This is a genomic window from Burkholderia sp. 22PA0106 (assembly GCF_047497155.1).
Classification (GTDB): Bacteria; Pseudomonadota; Gammaproteobacteria; order Burkholderiales; family Burkholderiaceae; genus Burkholderia.
Genome location: NZ_CP163162.1, coordinates 2,819,401 through 2,838,808, shown reverse-complemented (window position 1 = coordinate 2,838,808; position 19,408 = coordinate 2,819,401). Strand labels below are relative to the sequence as shown.

General features: G+C 68.0%; 17 protein-coding genes. 10 read left to right on the top strand and 7 right to left on the bottom strand.

The genetic code is table 11. From position 1 onward, the window contains the following. The first annotated feature begins 136 nt into the window (after positions 1-136). Together AB4850_RS12215 and AB4850_RS12210 are read left to right on the top strand one after the other, a co-directional pair. Positions 137-790, top strand: coding sequence for a DUF2278 family protein (locus AB4850_RS12215; RefSeq protein WP_414440064.1), 654 nt, complete (start codon positions 137-139; stop codon positions 788-790). A gap of 83 nt (positions 791-873) precedes the next feature. Beyond that, positions 874-1,191 (top strand): hypothetical protein, encoded by a 318-nt coding sequence (locus tag AB4850_RS12210; RefSeq protein WP_414440063.1) that lies wholly within the window; start codon positions 874-876, stop codon positions 1,189-1,191. 19 nt (positions 1,192-1,210) lie between these two features. On the opposite strand, the gene AB4850_RS12205 is transcribed toward AB4850_RS12210, so the two are convergent. Then, positions 1,211-2,209 (bottom strand): FG-GAP repeat protein, encoded by a 999-nt coding sequence (locus AB4850_RS12205; RefSeq protein WP_414440062.1) that lies wholly within the window; start codon positions 2,207-2,209, stop codon positions 1,211-1,213. Positions 2,210-2,267: 58 nt separating this feature from the next. On the opposite strand from AB4850_RS12205, the gene AB4850_RS12200 reads away from it, so the two are divergent. The 3 genes from AB4850_RS12200 to AB4850_RS12190 all read left to right on the top strand — a co-directional run bounded on the left by AB4850_RS12200 (position 2,268) and on the right by AB4850_RS12190 (position 4,380). Then, positions 2,268-2,696 carry an ACT domain-containing protein gene (locus AB4850_RS12200; protein WP_414440061.1) on the top strand — a complete coding sequence of 143 codons (429 nt, stop codon included), beginning with the start codon at positions 2,268-2,270 and terminating at the stop codon, positions 2,694-2,696. Between the two features lie 22 nt (positions 2,697-2,718). Further along, a complete protein-coding gene (locus tag AB4850_RS12195) occupies positions 2,719-3,336 on the top strand; it encodes a glutathione S-transferase family protein (protein WP_414440060.1) in 618 nt (205 codons plus the stop codon). A 171-nt stretch (positions 3,337-3,507) separates the two neighbouring features. Next, positions 3,508-4,380, top strand: a complete 873-nt coding sequence (locus AB4850_RS12190; protein ID WP_414440059.1) for a hypothetical protein — start codon at positions 3,508-3,510, stop codon at positions 4,378-4,380. Between the two features lie 76 nt (positions 4,381-4,456). Here AB4850_RS12190 and AB4850_RS12185 read toward each other — a convergent pair whose 3' ends face one another. The 5 genes from AB4850_RS12185 to AB4850_RS12165 form a co-directional block, all read right to left on the bottom strand. Next, complete coding sequence (locus AB4850_RS12185; protein ID WP_414440058.1) at positions 4,457-6,169, bottom strand: ABC transporter permease; 1,713 nt, start codon at positions 6,167-6,169, stop codon at positions 4,457-4,459. Next, positions 6,169-7,071, bottom strand: a complete 903-nt coding sequence (locus AB4850_RS12180) for an ABC transporter substrate-binding protein (RefSeq protein WP_414440057.1) — start codon at positions 7,069-7,071, stop codon at positions 6,169-6,171. The genes AB4850_RS12185 and AB4850_RS12180 overlap by 1 nt, the downstream gene beginning before the upstream one ends. A gap of 64 nt (positions 7,072-7,135) precedes the next feature. Further along, positions 7,136-7,831, bottom strand: a complete 696-nt coding sequence (locus AB4850_RS12175; protein WP_414440056.1) for an ABC transporter ATP-binding protein — start codon at positions 7,829-7,831, stop codon at positions 7,136-7,138. Positions 7,832-7,841: 10 nt separating this feature from the next. After that, positions 7,842-8,999 carry a porin gene (locus tag AB4850_RS12170; RefSeq protein WP_414440055.1) on the bottom strand — a complete coding sequence of 386 codons (1,158 nt, stop codon included), beginning with the start codon at positions 8,997-8,999 and terminating at the stop codon, positions 7,842-7,844. Positions 9,000-9,282: 283 nt separating this feature from the next. Further along, positions 9,283-10,197, bottom strand: coding sequence for a glutaminase (locus tag AB4850_RS12165; protein ID WP_414440054.1), 915 nt, complete (start codon positions 10,195-10,197; stop codon positions 9,283-9,285). Positions 10,198-10,670: 473 nt separating this feature from the next. Here AB4850_RS12165 and AB4850_RS12160 point away from each other — a divergent pair, with 473 nt between their 5' ends. Together AB4850_RS12160 and AB4850_RS12155 are read left to right on the top strand one after the other, a co-directional pair. Then, positions 10,671-11,378, top strand: a complete 708-nt coding sequence (locus tag AB4850_RS12160; RefSeq protein ID WP_414440053.1) for a response regulator — start codon at positions 10,671-10,673, stop codon at positions 11,376-11,378. Further along, complete coding sequence (locus AB4850_RS12155; RefSeq protein ID WP_414440052.1) at positions 11,365-12,519, top strand: ATP-binding protein; 1,155 nt, start codon at positions 11,365-11,367, stop codon at positions 12,517-12,519. Before AB4850_RS12160 ends, AB4850_RS12155 begins: the two co-directional genes overlap by 14 nt. 19 nt (positions 12,520-12,538) lie before the next feature. On the opposite strand, the gene AB4850_RS12150 is transcribed toward AB4850_RS12155, so the two are convergent. Further along, complete coding sequence (locus tag AB4850_RS12150; RefSeq protein ID WP_414440051.1) at positions 12,539-14,968, bottom strand: patatin-like phospholipase family protein; 2,430 nt, start codon at positions 14,966-14,968, stop codon at positions 12,539-12,541. Between the two features lie 319 nt (positions 14,969-15,287). Between AB4850_RS12150 and AB4850_RS12145 the strand changes: the two genes are divergently transcribed. The 3 genes from AB4850_RS12145 (at position 15,288) to AB4850_RS12135 (ending at position 19,149) form a co-directional block, all read left to right on the top strand. Beyond that, positions 15,288-16,322 carry a rod shape-determining protein gene (locus tag AB4850_RS12145; RefSeq protein WP_414440050.1) on the top strand — a complete coding sequence of 345 codons (1,035 nt, stop codon included), beginning with the start codon at positions 15,288-15,290 and terminating at the stop codon, positions 16,320-16,322. A gap of 141 nt (positions 16,323-16,463) precedes the next feature. Then, positions 16,464-18,746 (top strand): glycogen debranching N-terminal domain-containing protein, encoded by a 2,283-nt coding sequence (locus AB4850_RS12140; RefSeq protein WP_414440049.1) that lies wholly within the window; start codon positions 16,464-16,466, stop codon positions 18,744-18,746. A gap of 148 nt (positions 18,747-18,894) precedes the next feature. Next, a complete protein-coding gene (locus AB4850_RS12135; protein WP_414440048.1) occupies positions 18,895-19,149 on the top strand; it encodes a hypothetical protein in 255 nt (84 codons plus the stop codon). The last annotated feature ends 259 nt before the right edge of the window (positions 19,150-19,408 follow it).

Sequence of the window (19,408 nt, the reverse complement as noted above, 5' to 3'; positions counted from 1 at the left end):
TGCTTACCGATTTCCCGCGAAAAGCGAATCGATGCGCGCGCAAGCATCGCCTGGCATGCAACTCGGGTGTCGCAAAACTGTCAGTCGCAAGCGGCAGAATCCGCTAACCCACCGACCACTGACGACAGGATCCCCCATGTCACTGAACTATGGTTTGCTGAAAGGCACCGTTGCCGGACATCTTCGCGATGCGGACGACGATCACTACCAGATCCTCGTACACGCCGGCGACGAGGTGTTCCGCATTGCCGTGAACGTGAAATCGTCGGCGCCGCATGCGCCGTCCACCGTGCTGTTCGAGTCGCGCACCACGCTGCCCGATGCGCTGACCTCGCAACTGACGGCCGCCGCCACCGGCTTCACGAAGCTGGCCAGCCAGCCGGGCGGCCTCGCGATCGACTTCGTGCGCAGCGGGCTGGTGGATACCTCGGCGATGGTGCCGGTGCCGCCCGACCAGCCGGGCCAGAGCAACGACCTGAAGGACCGCCTCGAAAGCGCGGTGGTCAAGGCGATGGATCAGGCCGGCTCGGAAGTGTTCGCGTTCGGCTCGAAGTGGGGGCCGGAAACCAAGCCCGACCAGTATTTCAAGTTCGTGCCGGGCCAGGGCATTCACGATATCCACATGAACCAGGGCAATTCGGGTTCCTATCGTAAGGACAACGGTGTTTACCAGGATGGCTGCCTGATGCTGCGCTATCCCGACGGCACTTGGCTCGCCGTGTTCCTCGCGTTCCAGTCGCAGAGCTTCGACACCGACGATCACGGCAACCCGGTGAACGGCGGCCACTGATCGCGCGTCCGTATCGCGTCGGGCTTGCCTGGCGCGATTCAGCGCCTACACTGGTAGATTGACCTGTGTAGCCGGGCGGAGCCATGAAAATCGATTTCCATGCGGACCCGGTAGATGTGGATGCGATCTGCCGCGATCTCGAGAACGGCGAAGTCACCGTGATCGACACCACCCGGCCGAATTTCCGCGATCTGCACGAAGCGGTCAGCCCGCTGATGCGCGGCTCGGCCATTCTGCCGCTATCGGTGCGCGATGCCGACGGCGTCTGGCATTGCTACCTGCTCAACCGCGATTACCAGCCCATCTCGCTCGACGAGGTCGATGCGAGCGTGGCGCGCGCCATCGCGCTGTGGCAGGCGGCCGGGCGGCCCACGCCGTATCGGGTGGCGGCGGCGCGCTAGGGCGCGCCGCGTTCATGCCTTATTTCTGATCGGCCGGAATCGCGTCGTCGCTCTTGATCCAGCCTTCGATGCGGCCCGCGCGCGGGTTGTGGAAGCGAACCTGCAACCACGCCGCGTCGGCGCTGGCGCCGATCAGGTCGAGCGCGTCGTCCTGCACCACGTAGCGGCGCGTCGGGCCGTCGTGCGGGCTGTCGTGCAGCGGCAGCTTCGGCACGGCCACCTTGATGCCCACTTCGCCGCCGCCATACGCCTGGGGCTGGCTGCCGACCACCTTGCCGTGCTCGTCGTAGGTCAGGCGTACCGACGCGGGGCCGCCGTCCGCCGCCGCACCCTCCACGATCGACGTCTGCAAGCCGATCGGCAAATCCTGGCTGCTTTGATAGAGGTACAGCGTGCCGTCGGCGCGATAGCGGTAGGCGTCGCTGTACCACACCGGGCCACTGCGGCAGGAACTGTAGAGCGTGCGCTCGGCCGGCTTCGCCTCGAGATTCGTCAGGTCGCCGCAACTGCCTTGCCGTGCATTGCCCGATGGCGCGTGCAACGGCGTGAAGCGGTGGGCGGCCGGATCGTACAGATAGACCTGATACGCCTCGTTCACCATGCCTTGCATGACGATGACGGCCACATCGCGATGGCCGTCGAAGTTGTAATCGCCGAGCGCGTAGTCGAATGCTCCGTCGCCGTCGCCCAGATCGCCATCGAGCGCAAGAGTTTGCGAGACGTTGCCGGGCGAGAGCCGCACGCGTACATGGGTGCTGTCGATGCGCTTGAGCGTGGCCGTGGTGTTGGCGTCCACGCGGTAGCTCATGACGGGGGGCGCGGCCAGCGCTGCCGTGGCGGCGAGGCCGCCGGCCAGCAAGACGGCCAGCGTGGCCAGCGCGGCCTGGCGCGATTCGAATCGGCTGATGGGTCTGATCCCCGGAATGATCGGTGTGGTGTGGGCGGCGTGATCGCGGCGGCCAGCATGGCACGGTGCGCGCCTCGCCGCAACGCCGCCGCCTTCGGCAATCCTTTGCATTTCGATGCATCATGTCGGGCCGCGCCGGCGAGCGCCACCCTGGATGGAGCCTTTCGACATGCCTGCCCCCCGCGTCGGCCAGACCGACCTGCAACAACTGCTGACCGGCATCGATCCGGCGCTCGACGAGGCAATCTACACGTTCTGCACGGTGGCGCGCGACGCGCGTGGTGGGCACGACACGCCGGCCGATTGCATCTGCACGTTCGACGAGCGCGAAGGGCGCACGCTGATCCTGCCGCTCGACAGCGCGCGCCGCGATGGCCTCGTCCACCTCGGCGAATGGGCGAAGATCACGCTGCAGATTCATTCGTCGCTCGAAGCGGTCGGTTTCATCGCGACCATCGCCACCGCGCTCGCACACGACGGCATCAGCGCCAACGTGATGTCGGGCTATTACCACGATCACGTGTTCGTGCCTTGGGCCCGGCGTCACGATGCGATCGACGCGATTCGCCGCGTGGCGCTCGAAGCCGGCGCGGCATAACCCCCTGTCAGGAGAAAACCAGATGCTGAAGATCATGACCGACGCCACCTCGCCGTTCGGCCGCAAGGTGGTGGTGGCCGCCTGCGAGCGCCATCTCGCGGTGCGCGAGGTGTTCGTCGACATGAAGTCGCCCGAGGTGCTCGCGCCGTTCAATCCGCTCTGGCAGATCCCGGCCCTGGTGCTGTCGGAAACCGCCGGGCTGTACGACAGCATGGCGATCCTGATCCACCTCGATTCGTTGCATGCGCAAGCACCGCTGGTGCGGACCGGCGATGCGGCCGCGCTGTCGATGCTGGGCCTGGCCGACGGCCTCATGGAAGCGGTGCTCGCGCGCCGCGTGGAATCGGTGCGCGACCTGCCGCGCCAGGAGCCGGCCTACCTCGCCAGGCTCGAAGCGCGAATCGAGCGCGCGCTCGACGTGCTGGCCGCGCGGCTCGGCGAACTGACGCCCGACCCGGGCGGCATTCCTTCCGGCACGCAGATCGCCGTGGCGGTGGCGCTCGATTACGTGGATTTCCGCTACGGCCGCCAATGGCGCGACACGCGCGCCGCACTCGGCGCATGGCTCGAACCGTGGGCGGCGCGCCCGGCGATGGCGGCCACGGCGCCCGGTGCGCGCGAGCCGTTCGTCAGCGCCTGACATGCCGCCGCGCGCAAGGTCCTGGCGCGATTCGTTCATGCGCCGGGATCGCGCGCGCACCGCGCGATCAACCGACACATCCGCTTCACCGCCACGTCATTTCGGATAGCTAACTTGATGGGGCTTCGCCGCACGGCGAAGCGTCGTATCCATCCACTCATGAGCACCGAAATGACAAAGATCAGATTGCATCATGCGGCGGCGCTGGCGTTGTTCGCCGCGTCGCAGTTCGCCCATGCCGGCACGCCGAGCGTCGGCAGCCGCGAATACAAGGTCCTGCTGAACCCGGTTGCGTTCCAAAGCGCGCCGGCCGACGCGGCGAACCGCTTCCTTACCGACCTCGAGGCCTCGCTGGCCGCCAACGGCTTCGACAGCACCGTGAAGAAGTCGTTTGCCGCGGACCACAACCGCACCGTGCAGTATTTCGACACGGCGAACAGTTGCGCCGTGCGCACGGCCGGCTACTCGATGCGCGAGCGCAACGAAAGCGGCAGCCTCGATATCGAGCTGAAGTTCGGCTCGGCCAATCAGAGCACCTCGGCCAACACCGACGTGACCGGCAGCTCGTCGAAGGCCACCTCGAAGCTCGAGGACGACATCACGCCGCCCGCGAAGGAAACCTTCTCGCACTCGACCAGCGAGCCGCTGTCCAGCTCGAAGAACATCAACAAGGTCAGCGACATCAAGGATCTGTTCCCCACCACCAAGACCTTCGACAGCATCGCCAGCACGGCGCTGGTGCCGGTCGGCGGCCTGTCGATCCACGAGCTGACGTTCGACGGCCCGACCAGCGATCTCGGCCAGGAAGACGCCGATTTCACGATGACGGTGTGGTATGCGAACGGTTCGAGCACGCCGGCGCTGGCCGAGATTTCGTTCGAGGTCGACGTGAACGACAACGGCGTGTTCACCGACAAGGTCACGTCGCGCTCGCAACTGATCTTCAACACGATCCAGGGCATGACGAACTGGGTGCAGTCGCCCAGCTCGACCAAGACCGCCTGGGTGTATCAATACCAGCCGTCGTTCTGTAGCGGCCAATAAGGCGTAGCCGAAGCAAGACTCCGACTTCCGCGCCTGGCGTGTTGCAGATGCAGCATGCCAGGCGCGGTTTTTTACGTCAGTGCAGCGTATCGAGCTTCCTGGTCCAGCGCGAAGCGAGCCCGAGCAGCACGCCGCTGATCGCGAGCATCAAGGTGCCCATCGCCATGCCGTCGCCGATCGAGCCTTGCTCGAACTGCTGCCAGATGAACACCGAGGCGGTTTGCACGCCGCTCGGCGCGAGCAGCAGCGAGGTCACCAGCTCGCGCGAGGCCACCGCGAACACGATCATCATCGAGGCGGCCAGCGGCGGCGCGACCAGCGGCAGCACGATGCGCAGCAGCACGCGCCCTTGCGATGCGCCATGCACGCGCGCGGCCGCCTCCAGGCTGCCGCCGATCTGCCGCAACGCCGCGCTCGCGTAGCGCACCGGGTAGGGCAGCAGCAGGCACGCATACGAGAGCAGCAGGATCACCCAGGTGTTGTACGGCGTGAGCGGCCAGAACGGCAGGTTCCAGGCGAGGATCAGGCCCACGCCGATCACGATGCCGGGCATCGCGTGCGGCAGCAGCGTCAGGCCGTCGAGCGCCGCACGGCCCGGCGTGCGGGTCTTGACCACCACCCACGCCGCGAGGAAGCCGAGCACGCCGGTGACGAGCGCGGTGCCGGCCGCCAGCGCGAGGCTGGTGCCCAGCGCACTCGCGCCGTCGCCGCCCGAGGCGAGCGCGCCGAAGTGCGCGAGCGTCAGGTTGGCGACGCCGAGGCCGCCCGACAGCGTGCGCAGGAACGCCGTGGCGATGATGGTGGCGATCGGCGCGACCGTGGTGCCGAGCGCCACGACGGCGAACAGCAGCACGATCGGCGCGCGCCAGCGGCCCGCCTCGGCCGGCTCGACGGCGACCGGCTTGCCGGTTTGCGTGTCGAAATCGCGGCCCGCGAGCAGGCGGCGCTGCGCGACGAACGCCGTCATCGCCGTGACCGCCAGCAGCGCCGACAGCACGGCCGCGCCGGGCAGGTCGATCGGCCAGTCGGAGAAGCGCGCCTCGATCGACGTGACCAGCAGGCTGAAGTTGGCACGCGCGCCGAGCGCCGACGGAATGCCGAACTCCTCGATCGCCATCGTGAACGCCAGCAGCGCGCTCGCGGCGATGGCGGGTGCGGCCAGCGGCAGCGTCACGCGCACGAACGCGCGCCACGGGCTCGCGCCGCACACGCGCGCCACCTGCGCGAGCCGGCCGCCGGTCTGCATCATCGCGCGCGACACCGAGAAATAGACCACCGGGAACACGCTCAGCGTCATCGCCGTGACGATGCCGGGAAACGAGAACAGGAAGCCGCCGAGATCGAAGCCGGCCAACTGTTGCAGATAGCCGTGCGGTTGCAGCAGCAGCATCCAGCCGAGCGCGCCGAGATACGGCGGAATCAGGAACGGCGCGAGGAACAGCAGATCCCACAGCCGCGCGCCCGGCACCCGCACCAGGCCGCGCAGCGCACCGAGCGGCACGCCGAGCGCGAGCGCACCGCCCGCCACCGCCAGGCCGAAGCGCAGCGTGTTGCTTAGCAGCGGCCAGGTGGTCGATTCGTCGAGCGTGGCGTAGACGGCCGAGAACGGATGCGCGAACGAACCCTGGCCGAGCGCGGGAAAGATCGCCTGCAGGCCGACGAACGCGACCGGCAGGCCCACCAGCAACAGCAGCGCTGCGAGCAGGGCGCCGAAGCCGGCCACGCGGCCGGCCCGGCCGGACAGCCGTGCGCGCCGCGTGGAGGAACGCCGCGCGAGCACGGTCGCCATCAGTGTTCGCCGAACAGGCTGTTGAAGCGCTTGAGCACCTCGGCGCGCGAGGTCTTGTTGCTGCCGTCGTCGATCGGCAGCAGCTTCAGATCCTTCAGGCCGGGGCGGGTGGATTTGACGTCGTCGCGGGCCGGGATCAGGTACGCGGCGGCGACGATCTGCTGGCCTTCGTCGGACAGCACGTAATCGACGAACGCGCGCGCATCGGCCTGCGCCTTCGAGGTCTTGAAGATCATCATCGGGCGCGGCGCGATCACGGTGCCGCTGCTCGGGAAGATCACCTTGACCGATTCGCCGGTGGCGGCCGAGCCGTAGGCCACGTAATCCACCGCGCCGAACACGGCCGATTTCGCGCCTTGCAGCACCGGGTTGATTGCCTGCGCGTTCGGGCCGAGCACCACCATGCCGTTCTTGTGCAGGCTGTCGAACAGCGTCCAGGCCGCTTCGCCGAGACGATCCTGCAAGCCCAGCAGCAGGTCGAGCGAGGCGCCCGACAGTGCCGGGTTCGGCGTGCTCACCTGGTCGCGGTAGGCCGGCGCGGCCAGATCCTTCCAGTCGTGCGGTTCGGGCTTGCCGGTTTTGGTGTTCCAGACGATGCCGAGCGCCGAGATGCCCTGCGCGACATAGTTCGGGGTCTTGAACATCGGCGAGACGTGCGCCGCGTTCGGGCTGGTGTAGGGCAGCAGCCAGCCGCGGCGGTCGAGATCCTGCGCGGTGTCCCACGAGGCGGAGATCAGCACGTCGGCGTGCGGGTTGCCGGCTTCGGCTTCGACGCGGGCCATCAGCTTGCCGGTGGTGGCCTGGAACAGATCGACCTTGACGCCGGTCTTGTGTTCGAAGCCTTGCGCGAGTTTCTTGGCGAGGTTGCCGGGGCCGGCGGTATATACGGTGAGAGCGTGCACGGATTGAGTCAGCCCGAAGGCCAGCGATAAGGTAAGAACGGTCTTGGAAAGCGTGGTGAGCATACTACCGGCTCCTTGAATTTTGGGCGATCTGCGCAACCCGGCCGTGCGCCAGCGTGACGATCGTGTGCGCCAGCGCTTCGGCTTCCGCGCGATCGTGCGTGACGTAGACGGCGGTGGTGCCGAGTTGCGCGAGCAGGTCGCGGATCTCGCCGCACAGCGAGGCGCGCAGTTGCGGATCGAGGTTGGAAAGCGGCTCGTCGAACAGCAGCACGCGCGGGCGCGCCACGATCGCGCGCGCGAGCGCGACGCGCTGCTGCTGGCCGCCGGACAGCGCCGACGGGCGGCGCGCGCCGAACGCGCCGAGGCCGACGCGTTCGAGTGCCAGCGCCACGCGCTCGCTGCGCTCGGCGCGTGGCACGCCGCGCATTTCGAGCGGGAACGCCACGTTGCCGGCCACCGTCAGGTGCGGCCACAGCGCGTAATCCTGGAACACCATGCCGAGGTCGCGCGCCTCGGGCGGCGCGCAAGTGGCGGGGTCGGCGACGGTCTCGCCGCCGAACAGCACGCGGCCTTCGTCGGGCCGCAGCAGCCCGGCCAGCAGCTTCAGCAGAGTGCTCTTGCCGCAGCCCGACGGGCCGAGCAGCGCCAGCGTGGTGCCCGCCGGCACGTCCAGGTCGATGCCGTCCAGAACGGTGTGCCCGCCGAAGCGCTGCCGCAATCCGCGCAGGTGGATCGAGATGCTCGTGCCGGGGTTCATGCGCACTCCTTCAGAACTTGTGGCGGATGCCGGCCATCAGGCCGAACTGGTTCTTGCCCGCCACCACGTCGGTGCCGAAGCCGTTCAGGCCGAGGTTCGAGCCGTTGCGGTTCAGCACGTAGCCGAGGTTCAGGTACAGGTCGGTGCGCTTCGAAAGGAAGTAGTCCGCATCGATCTGGAACGACCACGGGTCGCGCGCGTTGCCGTAGAAGTTCTGATACATCGCGGTGCCCGAGAACGCCAGGTTCGGCCGCGCGTACCAGGTCGAGCCGAACCAGTAGAGGCTGCTGGCCTCCACCGGCGAGGTCGACAGCGTGCTCAGATGCACCGCGTGCGAATCCAGGTAGCGGTAGCCGACGTAGGTGGTCACGGTGGCGATCTTGTAGCTCGCGCCCACGCCGATGCGGCGGTCGATGTCGCCTTCGTTGCCGCCCACCTTGGCGGTGTGCGCGGCCGTCGGGCTGGTGCTGCCGCCGTTCTTCTGGTCGTACACCAGCGTGGCGCTGAACGGGCCGTGCTTGTAGCGCAGGCCGGCCTCGATCACGCGCGCGTAGCGGTTGTCGCCGGCCGGTTGCGAGCCGAAGTTGACGTTGTCGTAGCCGAAGCTGTACTGGGCGATCGCCGAGAGGCCGCCGAAGTGCTTCTCGTAGCGCAGCGTGTTGTCGAGCCGGTCGGAGAACGCCGGGTCCTGCATCTTGATCGCGTACACCGCGTTCTTGAGCGGGTTGTATTCGCTGACCCAGTCGAGGAACAGGCCGCCCTGGCGGCCCAGCGCGACGGTGCCGTAGGTGTCGTTGGCGATGCCCACGTAGGCGAGCCGGCCGAATTCGCGGCCGCCTTGCAGCGACGTGCCGGTGCCCACGTTGATGCCGCTTTCGAGCAGGAAGAAGGCGCGCGAGCCGCCGCCCAGATCCTCGCGGCCGGTGATGCCCCAGCGCGAGCCCGACATGTTGCCGGACGTCATGCGCGTGACGCTGTTGGTCTGACCTTTGTTGGTGGTGGAAGCGGCGGCCTGGTTCAGGTACTCGATACCGGTATCGAGAATGCCGTAGAGCGTCACCGAGGAGCCGGCGGCGGTGGGTGTTTCGTCTGCGTAGGCGTAGGCGGGCAGGCCGGTACAGGCGGCCAGGCACGCGCCTACCGCCGCGATGCGATAGGAGTGGTTCACGAGTCATGTCCTCTTTGGGATTCAATCGAGCCGCCACTCTAAGTGGCACGCAAGTCAGGTTCGTGACAGGCGCGAGCGTGTTGTTTCGCCCGTGGCGGGCGGCTCGGCTCGACGCTCTTGAAAACGTGAGGGGTGCGAACGGTTTGGAACCGGCGTTCAATCGCCGGCATCTGCGCGCTTGTCGACGTTAAAAAAACGGCGAGGCGGAAAGCATCGCGGCGCTGAACACGCTGGAAGGCGTTGGCGAATCGTCAGCATTCGCCACGGGGTCGATAGCCCGGAATCAGAAAATCGAGCGCTCGGTGTAGGTCGTCAGCCATTCGAGCGCGAGCACGCCGGCCAGCGAATTGCCGTTCGGATCGAGCCCCGGCGACCACACGCACACCGCCATCTCGCCCGGCAGCACCGCGACGATGCCGCCGCCCACGCCGCTCTTGGCCGGCAGCCCCACGCGATAGACGAAATCGCCGGCCGCGTCGTAGGTGCCGCAGGTCAGCATCAGCGCGGAGAGCCGCTTGGCCGAGCTGGCGTCGACGATGCGCTCGCCGGTAGCCGGCGCGACGCCGCCGTTGGCCAGGAACAGCGCGGCCTGCGCCAGCTCCACGCAGCTCATCGAGATCGCGCATTGGCGGCAATAGGCGTCCACCACGGTTTCGGGCGGCATCCACATGTTGCCGAAGCTCGCCATGAAATAGGCCATCGCGCGATTGCGCTCGGCGTGCTGCCATTCCGATTGCGCGACGCGCGAATCGTAGTCGATCTCGGTCGAGCCGATCAGGCGGCGGATGAATTCCACCAGCGCGGTTTCGGCGCGCACGAAGCGGCGGCTCAACACGTCGGTCACCACCAGCGCGCCCGCATTGATGAACGGGTTGCGCGGCTTGCCGCGTTCGCTTTCGAGCTGCACCAGCGAGTTGAACGCGTTGCCCGACGGCTCGCGGCCCACGCGCTGCCAGAGTTCGTCGCCGAGCATCTGGAACGCCAGCGTGCAGGCGAACAGCTTCGAGATGCTCTGGATCGAGAAGCGCTCGTCGGCGTCGCCCACCGTGTAGGTGCGCCCGTCGAGCGTGACGATCGCGATGCCGAAGCGCTCGGCCGGCACCGTGGCCAGCTCGGGGATGTAATCGGCCACGCGTCCCGCGCCGATCCACGGTGCGATTTCGGAATGGATGCGGTCGAGTATCGGTTGGTAATCCATGACGGCGTTTGGCGGCGCTCGCGCGCGAAATTCAGCGAGCCCGTATGGAAGCGCTTGCGCGGCGATTCGTCAAGCACCAATGCGGTGCGCTGGCCAGACAGGCGAAGCGGCCGCCGACGATGCGAGGCGGGATGCGAAGCGGGCCGTAAAGCGGACAGTAAAGCGGACCATAAAGCGAACCGTGATGTGCTGCTCACGAACCCGCGCCTCCTTCGCGCGGTGGTGCGCCTGTTAAGCGTTTGCTGACCATCGGCCGCGATAATCGGCGTGAAAATTGACGTTAAACCGACGGTTTTGCGACGCCGTTGGCACACGTGCCGAGATTTTCCGTACAAATGCGTGGCAACATGCATCAGCGGTCACGGAGGGCAGTATCATGCGGAATATTTCATGAAATTACCGGTACTTACCGGAACCTTGCAAAACGAACCGGCACGCCGGTTTGCCAGCAGCCTCGATCGAGCCGATTCTCCATGCCCCACCGCATTCTTCTGGTCGAAGACGACCCTCGCCTGTCCACCCTGATCGGCGGCTATCTGAGCAAGCACGACTACGAGGTCGAGACCGTGCTCGACGGCCAGGTGGCCGTGTCCACGATCCTCTCGAAGCGGCCGGACCTGGTGATCCTCGACGTCAATCTGCCCGGCAAGGACGGCTTCGAGATCTGCCGCGAGGCACGCAAGCAGTTCGACGGCGTGATCGTGATGGTCACGGCGCGCGACGAGCCCTACGACGAGCTGCTCGGCCTCGAATTCGGCGCCGACGATTACGTGCGCAAGCCGGTCGAGCCGCGCATCCTGCTCGCGCGGATCAAGGCGCAACTGCGCCGCTCGCCGCAGCGCCCGGCCGAGGCCGCCCACGGTTCGGACCGCTTCGCGTTCGGCGGCTTCTCGATCGATCGCGGCAACCGCTCGGTGCGCCTGCCGGACGGCTCGTCGCCGGACCTGACCTCGGCCGAATTCGATCTGCTGTGGGTGCTGGCCAGCCGGGCGGGCGAGGTGGTGAGCCGCGACGACCTGATGCGCGAATTGCGCGGCATGGAATTCGACGGCCTCGACCGTACCATCGACGGCCGCATCTCCAAGCTGCGCCGCAAGCTGCAGGACGATGCGAGCCACCCGCGCCGGATCAAGACGATCCGCAGCAAGGGTTATCAGTTCAGCACGCATGCCTGGGAATAAGCCCGCCGACGCACCCGCGTCGAGCGCCACCTGCCAGCCGCGGCTGCCCGCGCTGCGCTACCTGCGCTGGCGCTGGCTGCGGTTTCGCCGCACCTGGACCGACACGCGCGCCGACCGCATGCCGAGCTGGTCGCGGCTCTATGTGCGTGCCTACCTGCATCTGATGAGCCTGGTGCTGCTGATGGTGGGCGTGCCGTTGCTGGCGCTGGCGTCCACGCTGTCGCCGGCGCGCGTGCTGGCCGGCTTCGACGCGCTGCCGGGCGGCTGCTTCGGGGTGGCGCTGTTCGTGATCGTGGTGCCCGCGCTGGCCGCCTGGCGCTGGGCGCGGCCCACCTGGGTCGATCTCGTGATGGTGCGCGAGCGCGCCATCGATTTCAGCGGCGGGCGCTTCCACACGCGCGCCCGTGAATCGCACAGCGTGCTGCTCGGGCCGCTCGCGCGCATGCTGAACTCGCTGGCGATGCGCATGGAGCGGCTGATCGCGGCGCAGCGCGACCTGACCAACGGCATCTCCCACGAATTGCGCACGCCGCTTGCGCGCGTGCGGTTCGCGCTCGAGATCCTGCGCGATCCGGGCAGCGAGGCCGAGCGCCAGGATGCGCTCGACGGCATCGCCCAGGACGTCACCGAGCTCGACGAACTGATCGACATGAGCCTGACCTACGCGCGGCTCGAATACAGTTCGCTGCAATCGATCCCCGAGCCGACGCTGCTCGCGAGCTGGCTCGAAACCGAGGTGCACGATCTCGCCCAGCTCGACCCGGACAAGACGATCGAGATGCGCATCGGCGTGCCGCGCGAGCTGCGCGTGAACATGGACACGCGGCTGATGTCGTACGCGATCCGCAACCTGCTGCGCAACGCCGGCAAGTACGCGCAGTCGCGCATCCTGATCGGCGTGAAGCTCGGCGCCGGCCCGGGCGAGATCGTGATCTACGTGGAGGACGACGGCCACGGCGTGCCGGACAGCGAGCGCGCGCGGATCTTCGACGCGTTCGTGCGGCTCGACCGCCACACGGCTGGCTACGGCCTCGGCCTGGCCATCACGCGCCTGGTGCTGGAGGCGCATCGCGGCCGCATCGTGGTGGCCGACGCGCGCGTGCTGGGCGGCGCGCGCTTCGAGATCCGCTGGCCGGGCTGAGTTCGCCCGGCGTGCCGCCTCAATAGGTGCGGCCGAGCTGGAAGTACAGGTTGCGCAGCCCGCCCGGCGCCAGCGCGATACCCACGTAGATCGGGCCGAACGAGGTCACGAAGCTGCCGAACAGCGAATAGCTCTGCTTCATCGACCCGCTGCGGCCGCCATCCTCGTTGGCCCAGACGTTGCCGATTTCCGCGCTCGCGCCCACGTAGAACGCCTTGATCGGCGACGCGTTGAACGTCATCAGGCGGTTCATGTAGGTCACCTGACCATAGGCCAGCGCGTTGCCGCTCAATTGATCGACGGCGTAGGCCGACAGATGCTGGAAGCCGCCGAGCGTGAACGTCAGCAGGTTCACCGGGCTCGGGGTGCCGAAGTTGTTGCCGCCCTCGACGCTGGCGCTGAAGCTATGGCGTCCGAACTGTTGCGCGATCATCGCCTTGCCGAAGATTTCCGTATAGCGCGCCTGGTCGCTCGCGACCAGCGAGCGGTCGGCGCGCAGCTCGACGTAATAGCCCTTGCGCGGCAGCATCGGATCGTCGAGCTGGTCGATCAGGAGGCGTGCGCGCGCCGTCAGTTCGTGGCCGTTTTGGGACGGGAAGGTTTGGCCCGTCAGTTGGCCGGCGTCGTCGACGTCGTCCGGCAGGTTGTAGGTGGCCGACGCATTGCCGTGCGCATAGGCCAGGCCGATCCGGAAATCGCCGAGCCGGCCGATCGGCACGCCGAAATCCATGCCGAGCCGCTCGGTCTGCAGCCGGTATTGCGTGATCTTGTAGTTGTCGAGATACAGGTTCGCGAAGCGGCGTTCGAATTCCACGTAGGGCGCCAGATAGAAGCCGTGCCGGCTCGACAACGGCTGGCGCAGCTCGGTGTGCAGCGATTGCAGGTCGCTGCCGAGCGTGGAATCGATGCGGAATTCCAGCCCCGAATCGGTCAGCCAGGGCCGGCGATAGCCCACGTGGAAGCGGAAGCCGCCCTCGTCGCTCGAACTGCTCGACATGCCCAGCCCGAACAGCAGGAAGTTCGGGCCCCAATCCTTGCCGCGCGCGTCGACCACCAGCGTGTTGGTGTCGCCGTCGCTGACCACCTGCTGCGTGACCGTGTCGAAATTGCCGCTGGTGGTCAGCGCCAGCAGGTCGCGGCTCACCGCCTGGGGATCGTAGAAATCGCCCGGTTTGACGTGCAGCGCATCGGCCACCACGCGCTTGGGCACCGGCCCGCTGGTGCGGATTTCGATCTTCGTGATGCGCAGCGTCTGCTCGGGCGGCGCGCGATGCCGCGCGAGATAGGCCGCATAGGCTTGCGGCGACAGCGCGTACGGTTCGAGCCTCGGCAGCGCGGCCTCGGCGGCCGCCTCGCCGGCCGCGATCGCCTGTTTGGCGTTCTGGAAATCGGTGAAGCTCATCGCGCCGAGCGAAGGCTCCAGCAGCACGTCGCGCGGCCCGAGTTCGCCGCGTTGCTGCGAGACGTTCTGGCGGATCAGGATGCCGAGCATCTGCTGGAACACGTCGGCGGGCGAGGCCAGCGCGTCGAGCGGTCGCAATTGCGAGCCGATGTCGATCGCGATCACCACGTCGGCGCCCATCCTGCGCACCGTGCTGACCGGCAGGTTGCTGACCAGGCCGCCGTCCACCAGCGTCTGGCCGTCGATCTCGGTGGGCGAGAACAGGCCCGGCATCGCCATGCTGGCGCGAATCGCGAGCGGCAGCGAGCCGCGGTCGAGCACCACCATCTGGCCGGTGCGCAGGTTGGTGGCCACGGCGCGGAACGGGATCGGCAACCGGTCGAACGGCTGGTTGGTCGGCACCGACGACGTCCAGTCGGCCAGCAGCGCCTGCAGCCGGTTGCCCTGCACCAGCCCGGCCGGGGCCTTGAAGCCCTTCGGCCCGAAGCCGAGCGTCAGGCCGCCGATATAGCGCTCCTCGTCCTCGCGGCGCTTTTGCGGCAGTTCGGCGCGCTCGGTCACGTCGAACGCGATGTCGGCCAGATTGACGTTGGCGAGCCGGTGTGACATCTCGTCGGCGCTCATCCCGCTCGCATACAGCCCGCCGACCACCGCGCCCATGCTGGTGGCGGCGATGCAGTCGACTGGAATGCGATGTGCCGCCAGCACCTTCAGCACGCCGAGGTGTGCGTAGCCGCGCGCGCCGCCACCCGACAGCACCAGGCCGATCGCGGGCCGGCCGGCCTCGCCGCCGGTGGCGACGCAGGTGTGGGAAACGGGCGCTTCGGCCGCCGCCGGGGCGACGGCCGGCTCGACGGCCAGGGCGGGGCGGGGCGCCAGCAGGGCGAGGGCGGCGAGCAGCGCCAGTCCGGTCGAACCGAATGCAAGGCGCGAACCGAGCGTGGTCGGCCAAACTCGAGCGGCGGATTGACGCGCCGGCGCAACGGCGCGAATCGGCGTGGCAGCGGTGACGGCCCCGTGGAACGGGAATCGGGCGACGTGTTTCATCGTGGTTCGAATAGCGGATTGGCCAGGCGCGGCGCGGCGTGACGCGCAATGGCGAGACGAGAGGGTACAGGCATTGCTGCGCGCGTCAATCGTCAATCGATTCCGAAATAGGACGGACTCCCAAGCGATGCGTCAGATTGATAATTGCATTATCGGAATATTCTCCATTGACCGCGAATTGCCTACAGTAGAAACTGCCTCTCGCTGACGCATCGCCATTCGATGCGCACAGGCTGCCATCGGAGCAACCGGCGCGGGGAAATGCCGGGTATGGCCGCGATTCACGAGCTTCGGCACGTCTGCAAGTAAAGGCTCATCCATGTCGACACCCATTCTGGGCAGGCTTTTCTCTAATAACGTCGCGGTCGATCCAGGCACCGCGAGCACGCTGATTTACACGCAGGAACGCGGCATCGTGCTGAATCAGCCGTCGGTCGTGTGTTTCCGTAAATCGGATACTCATCTAGATAAAGCACGCGTCGAAGCCGTGGGCGATCTCGCCAAGGCGCTGATCGGCCGCGTGCCCGAGCATCTGCATGCGGTGCGGCCGTTGCGGCATGGCGTGATCGCCCACTATCCGGCGGCCGAGCAGATGATCCGCCAGTTCGTCGGCATGTCGCATGCGCGCTCGCTGTTCGGGCGTCGCGTGGAATTCACCGTCTGCGTGCCGTACAACGCCACCGCCGTGGAGCGCCGCGCACTGCGCGAGGCGGCCGGCGCGGCCGGCGCGTCGCGCGTGAACCTGATCGACCAGTCGCTCGCGGCCGCGCTCGGCGCGGGCCTGCCCGTGACCGAGGCGGTCGGCTCGATGGTGGTCGACATCGGCGGCGGCACCACCGAAGTCGGTGTGGTGTCGCTGGGCGGCACCGTGTATCAGCACTCGATTCGCGTCGGCGGCGATCAATTCGACGACGACATCATCAATCACGTGCGCGGCATCTACAACGTCATGCTCGGCGAGCAGACGGCCGAGCACGTCAAGAAGCACATCGGTTCGGCAAGCGGCTCGGTGCCGCGCGAATCGATGCGCGCGGTCGGGCGCGGCGTGGAAGACGGCCTGCCGCGCACCATCGAACTGTCCAATCACGACGTGGCCGAAGCGCTCGCCGTGTCGCTCAACCAGGTCGTCAGCGCCGTGAAGGACGTGCTCGAAAATGCCCCGCCCGAGTTGGTCACCGACGTCGCGCATCGCGGCATCGTGCTGACCGGGGGCGGCGCGCTGCTTGCTCACCTCGATCGCCGTTTGTCCGAGGAAACCGGCCTGGCCGTGCGCGTGGCCGATCAGCCGCTCAGTTGCGCGGTGCGCGGCGCGGGCCTGGCGATGGGCCGCCTCGTGATGGATCTCGATCACTGATCCGGCACGCGTTTCGCGCCGCCTGACCGGGTTGGCGCGAAACTGCGAACCGGGGCCGTTCTGGCCTATGCTGTGGCGAATCGGGGTGCGAGCAGTCGCCAGCACCCGTTTCCCCGTGGACCGCAGCAGCCAGGAGTCGCAATGCCCGGAACGCAAGCTCATCCCGCTTCCCCGTCGGCCGACGAGGCCGTCGTCGCAACATCCTCCGTTTCCTCCGCCCTACAAGGCGCGTCGCCCGCCGATCCGGCCGGCGTGCCGCCGTTCATCACGCCCGAACCCGTCTCGCAGAAGCCCGTGCGCGGCAGCCAGCATGTGCTGAAATCCGGCGATGCGTTCGTCGTCAGCGACGCGCTCGGCGATATTTCCGGCTTCGACGACGGCCTGTTCGTCGACGACATGCGCGTGCTGTCGGGCTGGCGCCTGACCTTCGGCGGCCGCGCGCCGTCGCTGCTGTCGGGCGCGACCAGCGCCGACAACGCCTCGTTCACCGCCCACCTGACCAACCGGCCGCTGCCGCCGCTGGGCGGCCACGAAACGCCCGAGGGCGTGATCCACATCGAGCGCACCCGGGTGCTGGCCGACGACGTGCTTTACGAAGCGCTGACCTTGACCAACTACGGCACGACGGATGCGGAAGTGCCGCTGTCGATCTCGTTCGCGTCCGATTTCCTCGACATGTTCGAGGTGCGCGGCACGCCGCGCGAGCAGCGCGGCACGGTGTCCGAGCCGGTGGTGGACGCGGGCCAGGTCAAGCTGCGCTACCACGGCCTCGACGACGTGACGCGCACGGTGCGGGTCGGCTTCTCGCCGGCCCCGGTGCGGCTGATGCCCGACCGCGCCGATTACACGCTGACGATCGCCGCGCAGGCCTGCGTGTCGATCTACCTGACCGTCGAGGCGCGCATCGAGCGCGACGGCGCACCGGCCGAGCCGCAGCAGCCGCCGGCCAAGGCCGGCCGGCCCGGCCTGCGCCGCGCGCTGGTGGGCGTGCACCGCAAGATGCGCGAGCGCCGCCGCACCATCGCGCGGGTGCGCACCGGCAATCCGCTGTTCAACGCCTGGCTGGACCGTTCGCAGGCCGATCTCGGCTTGCTGACCACCCAGCTCGACACCGGCCCCTATCCGTATGCCGGCATCCCGTGGTTTTCCACGCCGTTCGGCCGCGACGCGGTGATCACCTCGTTGCAGATGCTGTGGCTGCAGCCGTCGCTGGCGCGCGGCGTGCTGCGTTTTCTCGCCAAGCATCAGGCGCTGGAGACGTCGGCGTTTCGCGACGCCGAGCCGGGCAAGATCATGCACGAGTTCCGCCGCAGCGAGATGGCGGCCACCGGCGAGGTGCCGTTCGCGCTGTATTACGGCGGGGTGGACACCACGCCGCTGTTCGTCGTGCTGGCCGGCGCCTATCTCGAACAGACCGGCGACACCGCGCTGATCGACGAACTCTGGCCCGCGCTCGAACGCGCGGCGGGCTGGGTGGCGCGCGCCTGCGACCGCAACCGGCTCGGCCTGCTCGACTACCAGAAGACGTCCGAGCGCGGCCTGGCCAACCAGGGCTGGAAGGACAGCCACGATTCGGTGTTCCACGCCGACGGCCGCTTCCCCGAAGGCCCGATCGCGCTGGTCGAGGTGCAGGCCTATGCGTGCGCGGCGTTCGACGCGATGTCGACGTTCTCGACGCATCGCGGCGAGGCCGAGCGCGCGGCCGAATACGCCACACGCGCCCGCAAGCTGCGCGAGGCGGTCGAGACGCATTACTGGATGCCGGAAGCCGGCTTCTACGGGATCGCGCTCGACGGGCACGGCGAGCTGTGCCGCGTGCTGGCGTCGAACGCCGGCCACCTGCTCGCATTCGGTCTGCCCGAGGCGAGCCGCGGCGAATCGGTGGCGCGCACGCTCGATTCCTCGCTGTTCCGCACCGGCTGGGGCGTGCGCACGCTCGCGGCCGGCCAGCCGCGCTTCAATCCGATGGCCTATCACAACGGTTCGGTCTGGCCGCACGACAACGCGCTGGCCGCGCGCGGCTTCGCGCGCTACGGCAACAAGACGGCCGCCACCGAGCTGCTGCGCGCGCTGTTCGAGGCGGCGGTCAGCTTCGACATGCGGCTGCCCGAGCTGTTCTGCGGCTTCCCGCGCCGGCGCGGCGAATCGCCGACCGCCTACCCGGTCGCCTGCCTGCCGCAGGCCTGGGCGGCCGGCTCGCCGTTCATGATGTTGCAGGCCTGCCTCGGCGTGAGCATCGATGCGGCGCGCGGCGAGGTGCGGATCGAGCAGCCCACGCTGCCCGACGGCATCGACTGGCTCGAACTCGACAACCTGAGGGTGGGTACGGAAACGGTGTCGCTGACGTTCCGCCGCGTCAACGGGCAGGTGATCGCGTCGGCGCAGGGCGGCAACGGTCGCGTGAAGGTCGTGGCCGCGCTGTAGGCGCTCGCGGCGGGCGCCTGCGCGGGATCAACGCGCCCGCGCCCGCTGCGGGATGCACCGATGGCGCGAAGGCATTTCGTAAGGCACGATAGGTCCGTCGCGCGCCGCGGTTCGTGGCGCGCCAGATCACAACGAGGAGGTGGCAATCATGACCCAGGATCCCCAGCCCGGCGACACGCGCGAGGCGCAACTGGAACAGATGGAAGCGGCCGTCGATCATCTGCATGCCTCGGTCGAATCGCAGTCGATCGCGGCCGGCGCGGCGAGGGGGCTGGCGTTCAGCCTGGTCGAGACGCTCGGCACGTTGATCGGCGATCCCGATCTGCCCGAGCATGCGCGCGCCGGCTACGAAGCGCTGCGCGACAAGGCCACCGAGCTGATGGGCGGGCTCGAACGGCCTTGAGCGGATAACGCCGCGCGTGTCGAACCCGATCTGTCGACAAGCCCCGGCTGCCGGGGCTTTTCTACTGTGGCGGCGGTTTCCCCGCTTGGCGATCGGCGAGGGGTGGGGTCCGATCCCGCGTATGTGCGGTGTGACGCATTGGTGAGCGCGCCGAGAGGCCCGAAAAAATTCTTTTTTCGATCAATATCTTGGCGGGAGCGGGGAATGGATATCCACAGAGTTGCCAACAAAAACTGTGGATAACTTTGGGTGGTGCGAT